This window comes from Vibrio sp. V43_P6S15P86 (genome assembly GCF_009904725.1).
Taxonomy (GTDB): domain Bacteria; phylum Pseudomonadota; class Gammaproteobacteria; order Enterobacterales; family Vibrionaceae; genus Vibrio; species Vibrio diabolicus.
In genome coordinates this window covers 1-11542 of sequence record NZ_WXWT01000113.1, presented here as the reverse complement: position 1 = coordinate 11542, position 11542 = coordinate 1, and the positions used below count along the sequence as shown (strand labels likewise).

10 protein-coding genes are annotated in these 11542 nt (G+C 46.0%); 9 read left to right on the top strand and 1 reads right to left on the bottom strand.

Annotated features, from left to right (window positions below; genetic code table 11):
* The 9 genes from mraY to lpxC form a co-directional block, all read left to right on the top strand.
* Nucleotides 1–982, top strand: a 982-nt coding sequence (gene mraY, locus CAG69_RS04825) for a phospho-N-acetylmuramoyl-pentapeptide-transferase (RefSeq protein ID WP_161442991.1), incomplete at its 5' end; no start/stop codon positions are given.
* Between the two features lie 39 nt (nucleotides 983–1021).
* A complete protein-coding gene (gene murD / locus CAG69_RS04820) occupies nucleotides 1022–2335 on the top strand; it encodes a UDP-N-acetylmuramoyl-L-alanine--D-glutamate ligase (protein ID WP_161442989.1) in 1314 nt (437 codons plus the stop codon).
* 18 nt (nucleotides 2336–2353) lie between these two features.
* Nucleotides 2354–3550, top strand: coding sequence for a cell division protein FtsW (gene ftsW, locus CAG69_RS04815; protein WP_005396444.1), 1197 nt, complete (start codon nucleotides 2354–2356; stop codon nucleotides 3548–3550).
* On the top strand, nucleotides 3537–4604 hold the full coding sequence (gene murG / locus CAG69_RS04810; RefSeq protein WP_161442986.1) for an undecaprenyldiphospho-muramoylpentapeptide beta-N-acetylglucosaminyltransferase: 1068 nt from the start codon (nucleotides 3537–3539) through the stop codon (nucleotides 4602–4604). The genes ftsW and murG overlap by 14 nt, the downstream gene beginning before the upstream one ends.
* 23 nt (nucleotides 4605–4627) lie before the next feature.
* Nucleotides 4628–6085: a UDP-N-acetylmuramate--L-alanine ligase gene (gene murC, locus CAG69_RS04805; RefSeq protein ID WP_161442984.1), complete on the top strand. Its 1458-nt coding sequence runs from the start codon at nucleotides 4628–4630 to the stop codon at nucleotides 6083–6085.
* A 192-nt stretch (nucleotides 6086–6277) separates the two neighbouring features.
* On the top strand, nucleotides 6278–7060 hold the full coding sequence (locus CAG69_RS04800; protein WP_012842151.1) for a cell division protein FtsQ/DivIB: 783 nt from the start codon (nucleotides 6278–6280) through the stop codon (nucleotides 7058–7060).
* Nucleotides 7053–8315, top strand: a complete 1263-nt coding sequence (gene ftsA, locus CAG69_RS04795) for a cell division protein FtsA (RefSeq protein WP_012842150.1) — start codon at nucleotides 7053–7055, stop codon at nucleotides 8313–8315. Before CAG69_RS04800 ends, ftsA begins: the two co-directional genes overlap by 8 nt.
* A 30-nt stretch (nucleotides 8316–8345) precedes the next feature.
* Nucleotides 8346–9584 carry a cell division protein FtsZ gene (gene ftsZ, locus CAG69_RS04790; RefSeq protein ID WP_012842149.1) on the top strand — a complete coding sequence of 413 codons (1239 nt, stop codon included), beginning with the start codon at nucleotides 8346–8348 and terminating at the stop codon, nucleotides 9582–9584.
* A 101-nt stretch (nucleotides 9585–9685) separates the two neighbouring features.
* Complete coding sequence (gene lpxC, locus CAG69_RS04785; protein ID WP_005381871.1) at nucleotides 9686–10603, top strand: UDP-3-O-acyl-N-acetylglucosamine deacetylase; 918 nt, start codon at nucleotides 9686–9688, stop codon at nucleotides 10601–10603.
* A 113-nt stretch (nucleotides 10604–10716) separates the two neighbouring features.
* On the opposite strand, the gene CAG69_RS04780 is transcribed toward lpxC, so the two are convergent.
* Nucleotides 10717–11175: a DUF721 domain-containing protein gene (locus CAG69_RS04780; protein WP_005396436.1), complete on the bottom strand. Its 459-nt coding sequence runs from the start codon at nucleotides 11173–11175 to the stop codon at nucleotides 10717–10719.
* Nucleotides 11176–11542: the final 367 nt, after the last annotated feature.

Genomic DNA, 11542 nt, shown 5'->3' with positions numbered 1-11542 from the left:
GGGTCTGTCATTATGGATGGGACCAATCATGATCAAGCGTTTGCAAATGCTGCAAATTGGTCAGGTAGTACGTAACGAAGGTCCTGAATCTCACTTTAGTAAGCGTGGTACTCCAACGATGGGCGGTATCATGATCTTAGCGGCCATCTCAATCACAATCTTGCTTTGGACTGACTTATCCAACCCATATGTATGGGCGGTATTGACGGTCTTGCTTGGCTACGGTGCAGTCGGATTTGTTGATGATTATCGTAAAGTGGTGCGCAAAAATACCGATGGTTTGATCGCGCGTTGGAAGTACTTCTGGCAGTCGTTGATCGCGTTTGTCGTGGCTTTTGCATTGTACGCTTACGGTAAAGACACTGCAGCCACTCAGCTCGTGGTGCCATTCTTTAAAGACATCATGCCGCAACTTGGTTTGATGTACATTATCCTGACTTACTTTGTGATTGTCGGTACGAGTAACGCGGTTAACCTGACCGATGGTCTAGACGGTTTGGCAATCATGCCAACGGTTCTTGTTGCTGCAGGCTTCGCGGTTATTGCATGGGCGACGGGTAACGTTAACTTCTCTGAATACCTTCATATTCCATACCTACCACATGCTTCTGAGTTGGTTGTCGTATGTACAGCAATCGTCGGTGCAGGCCTTGGTTTCTTGTGGTTTAACACGTATCCAGCACAAGTGTTCATGGGTGATGTGGGCTCACTAGCGCTTGGCGGTGCATTAGGCACCATTGCTGTTCTCGTTCGCCAAGAGTTGGTGTTGGTGATCATGGGCGGTGTATTTGTGATGGAAACGCTGTCGGTAATTCTACAGGTGGGTTCATACAAACTGCGTGGTCAGCGGATCTTCCGTATGGCACCGATTCACCACCACTACGAATTGAAAGGTTGGCCAGAACCGCGCGTAATCGTGCGCTTCTGGATTATTTCTATGGTTCTTGTTCTGATTGGTCTTGCGACATTGAAAGTGCGTTAATCGCACTTTCCAAGAACAAGATTTACAGTGTGATCAAATATGGAACGTTGGCAAAACATACATAGTGTTGTCGTCGTAGGGCTCGGTATTACCGGGCTCTCTGTCGTTAAACACCTAAGAAAAAATCAGCCACAGCTTGTGGTCAAAGTCATTGATACTCGCGTAAACCCTCCGGGGGCAGAGCGCTTGCCGGAAGATGTTCAACTGCATAGTGGTGGTTGGAATACAGACTGGCTTTCTCACGCTGATCTTATCGTGACCAACCCTGGTATTGCGCTAGCGACACCAGAGATCCAAGCCGTATTGGAAAAAGGCACGACAGTAGTTGGTGATATTGAGTTATTCGCCTGGGCGGTGCAGAAGCCTGTGATTGCGATTACGGGCTCAAACGGTAAGAGCACTGTCACCGATCTCACAGGCGTGATGGCCAAGGCCGCGGGTTTGGATGTTGGCGTTGGCGGCAATATCGGCGTTCCTGCCTTGGATTTACTAGAACATGACGCAGACCTATATGTGCTTGAACTCTCAAGCTTCCAGTTGGAAACAACGTCAAGCTTAAAGCTCAAAGCCGCTGCGTTTCTGAATCTTTCTGAAGATCATATGGACCGTTATCAAGGCATGTCTGACTATCGACAAGCCAAGTTGCGTATTTTTGATCATGCTGATCTCGCGGTAGTGAACCGTGATGAGCAAGAAACCTTCCCTGATGCAGAGATGCCATTGGTGACATTTGGCAGCGACAATCAGGACTTTGGTCTCGAGGTGGATGGCAATCGCACTTGGCTGCTCGATCACGGTCAACGAGTCGTCGCAAGTGATGAGCTTAAGTTGGTTGGTAAACACAACTTATCCAATGCATTGGTCGTTTTAGCGCTCTTAAAGGCTGCGGGCGTTGATTATCACAACGCATTGAATGCACTTAAAAATTACACGGGACTGACACACCGATGCCAGGTGGTTGCGGATAATCAAGGCGTAAAATGGGTGAATGACTCTAAAGCAACTAATATTGCGAGCACTATGGCTGCGCTATCTGGTTTGGAGTCGACAGGTAAGCTCTACTTGCTCGTTGGTGGTGTTGGCAAAGGTGCTGACTTCTCGCCATTAAAACCGATCTTCGCAACGCTTAACTTGCAGCTGTGTTGCTTTGGCGTTGATGGCGATGAATTTATGCCACTACATGAATCTGCAATACGTTTCGACACCATGGAAGATGTGATTCAACAAGTATCTTCGCAGTTAAAACCAGGTGATATGGTGATGCTGTCTCCTGCATGTGCTAGCTTTGATCAATTCGACAACTTTATGGCAAGAGGTGATGCTTTCGCTGCTCTTGCTCAGAAATATGCATAATTAAAGGTTACACACTTCGTGGGTTTAGGTAACGTTAAACGCAGTATTGGCAATTGGCTCAAGCATCCAGCCCCAGAGGCGATGTTTGATCGTCAGTTAGTGTGGATTGCACTGGGTTTGATGTTGACGGGGTTGGTGATGGTAACCTCTGCATCATTTCCAATCAGCTCTCGATTAACCGAACAGCCGTTCCACTTTATGTTTCGTCATGCGACGTTTCTCGTGCTGGCGTTAGGGACCTCCGCTGTTATTTTGCAAGTGCCTTTGCAAGAGTGGTTTAAGAAGAGCCATTACTTACTTTGGGCTTCTTTCGCACTGTTAATCATCGTGCTCTTGGCGGGCAAGTCGGTTAATGGTGCGTCTCGTTGGATTCCCCTTGGGCTGTTTAACCTTCAGCCAGCGGAAGTCGCGAAGCTATCGCTGTTTATCTTCATGTCTGGTTACTTAGTTCGAAAGCAAGACGAAGTACGACAAACCTTCTTTGGTGGCTTTATGAAGCCAATCATGGTGTTTGCTTTCTTCGCAGTATTACTGCTTGGTCAGCCAGACTTGGGTACGGTCGTCGTGATGCTAGTAACATTGTTTGGCATGCTGTTTATCGCAGGCGCAAAACTGACTCAGTTTCTCGCGTTGATGGTGGCAGGTATCGGCGCTGTGGTAGGTTTGATTTTAGTCGAACCATACCGTATGCGACGAGTTACTTCATTCCTTGACCCGTGGGAAGATCCATTTGGCAGTGGCTATCAGTTGACTCAGTCTTTGATGGCGTTTGGTCGTGGTGAATGGTTCGGTCAAGGTCTCGGTAATTCAATTCAAAAACTGGAATATCTACCGGAAGCGCATACCGACTTTGTGTTTGCCGTACTTGCTGAAGAGCTCGGTTTTGTTGGCGTTGTGTTGGTCTTAATGTTGATTTTTAGCTTAGTGCTAAAAGCGGTTTACATAGGCAAGCGTGCGTTTGAAGAAGGCGAAATGTTCGGCGGTTATCTGGCTTTCGGTATCGGTATTTGGTTTGCGTTCCAGACCTTGGTGAACGTTGGTGCTGCAGCTGGTATCGTACCAACCAAAGGTTTAACACTTCCGCTAATCAGTTATGGTGGTTCCAGTCTGATTATTATGTCCGTCGCAGTGTCCATATTGCTGCGTATCGATTACGAATGCCGCTTGAAACGCGAGCAACAACAATCAGAACAACAAACTAATGAAACAAAATAAACGTTTGATGGTGATGGCTGGTGGTACTGGCGGTCACGTATTCCCAGGGTTAGCTGTAGCAAAACAGCTGCAAGAGCAAGGTTGGGAGATCCGTTGGTTAGGTACGGCGGATCGAATGGAAGCGGATTTGGTGCCAAAACATGGCATTGAAATCGACTTTATCAAAGTGAAAGGGTTACGAGGTCAAGGCGTTAAACGTCTTCTTGCAGCACCATTTCAAATTATCAATGCCATTATGCAGGCTCGTGCTCACATGAAACGCTGGCAGCCAGACGCAGTACTTGGTATGGGCGGTTATGTTAGCGGCCCGGGCGGTATTGCCGCTTGGATGAGTGGCATTCCTGTTGTTCTGCATGAACAAAATGCAGTAGCAGGTTTAACGAACCAATGGTTATCGAAAATCGCTAAGAAGGTTTTTCAGGCTTTCCCAGGCGCTTTTCCAAATGCCGAAGTGGTTGGGAACCCAGTTCGTGAAGACGTGACTCAATTAGCAGCGCCAACTGAGCGCATGCAAGAGCGCCAAGGTCCAATTCGCATTTTGGTGATGGGTGGCAGCCAAGGCGCACGTATTCTTAACCAAATTCTGCCAGAAGTGATGTCGAAATTGGGCGAAGATTACTATGTTCGTCACCAAGCGGGCAAAGGTGCCGCCGAAGAAGTGAATGCAGCATACCAAGCTAATGGTGTGGTAAATGCAGAAGTAATGGAATTCATTGATGACGTTGCAGAAGCTTACGCATGGGCTGACCTTTTAGTTTGTCGCTCTGGAGCGTTAACCGTTTCTGAAGTCTCGGCGGCAGGTGTAGGCGCTATTTTTGTTCCATTCATGCACAAAGACCGCCAGCAAGCACTTAATGCAGACCACTTGGTGGATTGCGGCGCGGCGAAAATGATTGAACAACCAGATTTAACCGTTGAGTCTCTGACTCAGCAGATCCAAAAATTGGATCGCCAAGCTTTACTTACAATGGCTGAGCAAGCGCGTGGCGCTGCAAAATTAAATGCGGACAGAGTTGTCGCACAAGCCATTGTCGCTTTGACCGAAAAGCGTTAACCGAATTATTGAGAATAGAATTGATGACAATCCAACATACACAAGACTTAGCTCAGATTCGCGCAATGGTGCCAGAGATGCGCCGCGTGAAATCCATCCACTTCATCGGTATTGGTGGTGCGGGCATGAGCGGCATTGCAGAAGTGCTGTTGAACGAAGGCTACCAAATCACAGGTTCTGATCTATCAGAGAACGCTGTGACAGAGCGTTTGGTATCAAAAGGTGCGACGGTATTTATTGGTCATCAAGCCAGTAATGTAGAAAAAGCCAGTGTGGTTGTTGTGTCAACGGCGATCAACGAAGAAAACCCAGAAGTGATGGCTGCGCGGGAGTTACGTATCCCTATTGTACGTCGTGCTGAGATGCTCGCTGAGTTGATGCGCTTCCGTCATGGTATTGCCGTTGCGGGCACGCACGGTAAAACGACGACGACGGCACTCGTGACACAAATCTATTCTGAAGCAGGCCTTGATCCAACGTTTGTAAACGGCGGCTTGGTGAAAAGCGCAGGTACAAATGCTCGTTTAGGCTCGAGTCGTATTCTAATTGCTGAGGCGGATGAGAGCGACGCGTCATTCCTGCACCTGCAACCAATGGTAAGTATCGTCACTAATATCGAAGCCGATCATATGGATACTTATGGGGGTGACTTTGAAACGTTAAAGCAAACCTTCATTGATTTTCTACACAATCTACCGTTCTACGGCCAAGCTATTGTTTGTATTGATGATCCTGTGGTTCGAGAGTTAATCCCACGTATTAGTCGTCAAGTGATTACTTACGGTTTCTCCGCAGATGCTGACGTACGCATTGAAAACTATCGTCAAGAAGGTCAGCAAGGCAAATTTACGGTAGTACGTAAAGGGCGTGCCAACCTAGATATCACTCTGAACATTCCAGGTCGTCACAATGCACTTAATGCGTCGGCTGCGATTGCAGTGGCTACCGAAGATGACATTGAAGACGATGCAATTCTAAAAGCAATGGCCGGAACGCAAGGCACGGGACGACGTTTTGATCACCTTGGCGAGTTTGATACCGGTAATGGTCATGCCATGTTAGTGGATGATTACGGACACCACCCAACAGAAGTTGATGTGACCATTAATGCTGCGCGAAGCGGTTGGCAAGATAAACGTCTCGTTATGATTTTCCAACCACACCGTTATAGCCGTACTCGTGATCTATACGATGACTTTGCGAATGTTCTAGAGCAAGTTGATGTATTAATCATGTTGGATGTTTATGCCGCAGGTGAAAAGCCAATTGCAGGAGCTGATGGACGTTCATTGTGTCGCACAATTCGCAGCCGAGGTAAGGTAGATCCGATTTTTGTTCCAGAAATCGAGCAATTACCTTCAGTTTTAGCTAACGTTATACAAGACGGCGACCTAATCTTAACGCAAGGTGCGGGTGATGTTGGTAAAGTGGCGAAACAACTGGCAGGTCTTGAATTAAATATAAACAAGATGCTTGGTTAACATAGATTGTTGGCGCGAAGGACAGATAAAGACTCAGATCTCGATTTTGCGTCAATATCATTGTGATTTATTGCTATCAGTGTTTGATAGTTTACAAGAGCTCAGTATAATCCCAAGGTTAAAGTCAAGACTTTTACCTCTGCGTAATTATGTGGGTAAAAAGTACACGACAAAAGTCAGGAAACGAAGACGTTGTTGAATATTGCACTGAATGACGAGCGACCAAACACGGATAATAACCGTGGTCGCCAAGAGAAAATCTTGGGTGCGTTATTTTTCGTTGTGGTTGTGACCTTAATTAGTTCTGTTTTGTACTCGGCGATCAGTTGGATGTGGGATGACCAAAGGTTACCTCTCTCCAAAATAGTACTTCAGGGAAAACTGGAGTATGTCCAAGCTGACGATGTGCAGGCTGCATTTAGTCGAATAGATCACATCGGTACATTTATGTCTCAGGATATTGATGTATTACAGCAAAGTGTCGAAGCTCTGCCGTGGGTGGCGCATGCCGCAATCCGAAAGCAGTGGCCGGATACAGTAAAAGTTTTTTTGACAGAGCATCAACCTGAAGCCATTTGGAATGGCAACGAACTGTTAGATAAAAACGGGTTTGTTTTTGATGGCGATGTGGCTCTGTTACAAGAAGAAAAAGTGAAACTGTACGGACCCAAAGACAGCGGACCAGAAGTCTTACAGACTTACCGTGATTTGAGTCCTAAGTTTCAGCAATTGGGTTTAGCGATATCGTCTCTGGTATTAAACGAGCGACGAGCTTGGCAAATCATCCTTGATAACGGTATTCGATTAGAGCTCGGTAAAGAGTCTCTTCTTGAGCGTATAGAGCGATTTTTTAAGCTCTATAACAAGCTTGGCAGTGACACGCAAAGAATCAGTTATATCGATCTTAGGTACGATACAGGAGCCGCAGTTGGTTGGTTTCCTGAACAAGAGTTAGAAGAGAGTACAGATGACTAAGGCCGCTGATGACAACATTATTGTTGGTCTTGATATAGGCACTGCAACCGTATCGGCTCTAGTGGGTGAGGTTCTACCAGACGGTCAAATTAATATTATTGGCGCAGGTAGTAGCCCTTCACGTGGCATGGATAAAGGTGGCGTGAATGACTTGGAGTCGGTTGTAAAATCAGTACAACGTGCAATTGATCAAGCTGAATTGATGGCCGAGTGCCAGATCAGCCGAGTCTTCATTTCGTTGTCTGGTAAGCATATCGCAAGCCGAATTGAAAAAGGTATGGGCACGATTTCAGATGAAGAAGTGTCTCAAGAAGACATGGATCGCGCTATCCATACCGCAAAATCGATTAAAATCGGTGATGAACAGCGAATCCTTCATGTGATTCCGCAAGAGTTCACCATTGATTACCAAGAGGGAATCAAAAATCCGCTTGGTTTATCTGGGGTAAGAATGGAAGTAAGTGTCCACCTTATCTCATGCCATAATGACATGGCACGCAATATTATTAAGGCGGTAGAACGATGCGGCCTTAAAGTAGAGCAACTCGTATTTTCTGGGCTTGCTGCAAGTAATGCAGTAATCACCGAGGATGAAAGAGAGCTTGGAGTTTGTGTGGTGGATATTGGCGCCGGCACGATGGATGTGGCCATCTGGACTGGCGGTGCGTTACGTCACACAGAAGTATTTTCGTACGCAGGAAATGCTGTAACCAGCGATATTGCTTTTGCTTTTGGTACGCCAGTGAGCGATGCTGAAGAAATAAAAGTCAAATATGGCTGTGCTTTGAGTGAACTGGTCAGTAAGGATGACACGGTTAATGTACCAAGCGTAGGTGGGCGACCATCACGTAGTCTGCAACGTCAAACGTTGTCAGAAGTGATTGAGCCACGCTACTCTGAGCTTATGGGACTGGTTAACCAAACTATTGACTCTGTACAAGCGAAATTGCGCGAAGAGGGTATAAAGCACCATCTAGCTGCGGGAGTTGTACTCACCGGCGGTGCTGCGCAAATGGACGGAGTGATAGAATGTGCGGAACGCGTATTCCGCAATCAAGTAAGGGTCGGCAAACCGCTCGAAGTCAGCGGATTAACTGACTATGTAAAAGAGCCGTACCATTCTACGGCAGTTGGATTACTTCATTACGCAAGAGACATGCAGTCTAGCGACGATAGCGATTATAATGAACCTAAACGCTCATCTGTTACTGGCTTTTTCGATAAATTGCGTAACTGGATACAAAAAGAGTTTTAACCTGAGTTGCAGGATAAACGGAGACAACACATGTTTGAACCGATGATGGAAATGTCTGACGATGCAGTAATCAAGGTCGTTGGGGTTGGTGGCGGCGGTGGTAACGCCGTTGAACACATGGTGCGTGAATCCATCGAAGGTGTGGAATTCATCAGCGTCAACACTGATGCGCAAGCACTTCGTAAGACAAGCGTTGGCAATGTTATTCAGATCGGTGGTGATATCACCAAAGGTCTGGGTGCAGGTGCTAATCCACAGGTTGGCCGTGACGCAGCTCTCGAAGACAGAGATAGAATTAAAGATTCCCTAACTGGCGCCGATATGGTGTTTATCGCAGCTGGTATGGGTGGCGGTACAGGTACTGGTGCAGCACCTGTTATTGCTGAAGTAGCTAAAGAGCTTGGCATTCTAACTGTCGCGGTAGTGACAAAACCGTTCAGCTTTGAAGGCAAAAAGCGTTTGGCGTTCGCTGAGCAAGGTATCGATGAGCTGTCTAAGCACGTTGACTCTTTGATTACGATTCCAAACGAAAAGCTGCTTAAAGTACTTGGCCGTGGTGTCACGCTACTAGAAGCTTTTGCAAGTGCGAACGACGTTCTTAAGAACGCAGTTCAAGGCATTGCAGAGCTAATTACTCGCCCTGGCATGATCAACGTCGACTTTGCAGACGTAAGAACAGTAATGTCTGAAATGGGTCACGCGATGATGGGCAGCGGTATTGCTAAAGGCGAAGATCGTGCTGAAGAAGCGGCTGAAATGGCAATTTCTAGCCCACTTCTGGAAGACATCGATCTAGCGGGCGCTCGTGGTGTTCTTGTCAATATTACTGCAGGTCTGGATATGCGTCTTGACGAGTTTGAGACGGTTGGTAATACAGTGAAAGCATTTGCTTCTGACAATGCAACTGTTGTTATCGGTACTTCTCTAGACCCAGATATGACGGACGAGATCCGCGTAACAGTTGTAGCGACAGGTATTGGCAATGAGAAAAAACCAGATATCACGCTAGTTGCGGGTGGAAAAGCGAAAGTGGCTCCGACGCCGCAGGCTCAACCACAACAGCAAGCGGCGGCAACGCAAGCTGAAGAGAAACCGGCACAAACCTTGCAAAATAATCAAGTGCAAGAGAAGCCACAGGTAACTCCTCAGCCGACAAATACAGTTTCTTCTTCTCCAGCATCGTCGAGCCAAAGCTCTGCGGCTCCGAAGCAAGAGAAGGAAAGTGGTTATTTAGATATCCCGGCATTTTTGCGTCGTCAGGCTGATTAATCTTTAATCCATAAATTTGACATGGCTCAAAATTATGGTAGCATTCACGGTCGACGTTACAGACGGCCGTGTTTTGTAGCAAATTTTTGAGAGGCAAGCAGATGATCAGACAACGTACTCTGAAAGAAATAGTGAAAACAACTGGTGTGGGCCTCCACTCTGGTCGTAAAGTCACGCTTACTCTGCGCCCGGCTGCTGCAAATACAGGTATCATTTACCGTCGTACTGATGTAAACCCACCTGTAGATTTTCCAGCTGATCCAGCTTCTGTTCGTGACACCATGCTATGTACTGCTTTGGTAAACGACGAAGGTGTGCGTATTTCAACTGTAGAGCACTTGAATGCGGCACTTGCTGGTATGGGCATCGACAACATTGTTGTCGAAGTAGACGCACCTGAAATTCCAATTATGGATGGTAGTGCTAGCCCATTTGTATACTTGCTACAACAAGCAGGTATCGAAACGCAAAATGCGCCAAAACGTTTCATCCGTATTAAAAAGCCAGTTCGTTTTGAAGATGGCGATAAATGGGCAGAGTTTGTACCATTTAACGGCTTCCGCATGGACTTCGAAATTGAATTTAATCACCCTGCTATTGAGTCAGACGAGCAGCGCTTGCTGTTTGATTTCTCCTCAAAAGGCTTCGTTCGTGAAATTTCTCGTGCACGTACGTTTGGCTTTATGCGTGATATCGAATATCTACAGTCTCAAAACCTAGTTTTGGGTGGTAGTTTCGACAATGCTATCGTATTGGATGATTACCGTATTCTTAACGAAGAAGGTCTACGCTTTGAAAATGAGTTTGTGACTCACAAAGTGTTGGATGCGATTGGTGATCTTTACATGTGTGGTCACCCAATCATCGGTGAATTTCGCGCCTTTAAATCGGGTCACGGTTTGAACAACCAACTTCTGCGAGCTGTTCTTGCTGATCAGGAAGCGTGGGAGTGGACTACATTCGAAGAAGAAGTCGGCTCACCAGTAGCATTCGCTGAACCAAATATGGTGCTTGCGTAAATACTCGGCATTAAAATTAATAAAAACCAGGCTTATGCCTGGTTTTTTGCTATTTGGCTTTAATCTTGGGCTTATTAATAGCACTCGAGCTTTTCAGCATATTGAAATAACGATCACTTACGGTCTTTCTTTTCTGCCATATCGGCCAATCGCTTTAAACGCTCTTGAATTTTAGGCGGTGCCATATCGGCAATCGTCATCAATGACTTTGCTGCAGATTCTGTTAATGGTGGACGTTTAGGTCTGTCGTCTTGTTCGAAACGATTTCGGTATAATGATGGATTGATCCTCACTTCAACGCTCATCAGTTTGGCAAAGCCTTGAGTACGAAGTTTATTTAGGATCATGAGGCGATCGTAATCGATCTTCATTTTGATCGCGGCACTAGAAACATCGATCAATAGGTGGCCGTTACGAACATTCGCCACCCGGCAATGATCGGCCGTCCCTTTGGGTAAGATCTCTTGCAAAGCTTGGTTAAGCTGTAAGATTTCTCCAGCATGTTCTTGAATCTGCTTGAACTGTGATTCAGCAATAACATCTTCAGTCGAGGTTGGACGGTGATCACGCATAGGTAAAATCTAATTTTGTTGAGATATCAGCTATTCTAGAGCAGCTTTCTATCAAGGTATAGTTTACATTAACGTCTTTCGCTTCAGTTTTACAATGTAGCAAGGTAAAAAGCAAAGTCTGCTCTGAATAAATTACACATATTGTGGTATGCAATATCGTCTAACCAGTCACCACTTTAAGTAAAAACTTCAGAGTGCTTCAAACAAATACGTCTATTTATGGTTGTATCGATGAAAAATCCTTACACTAAGCCACATTGTTTCGAAACTTAGCCTTGAAATATGGATGTTTGAACTCAATATCTTTGATAAATGATTTATCTCAGTATTCTTAGTTCAAACTGGCAGAGACTGAAGGCATTATGAG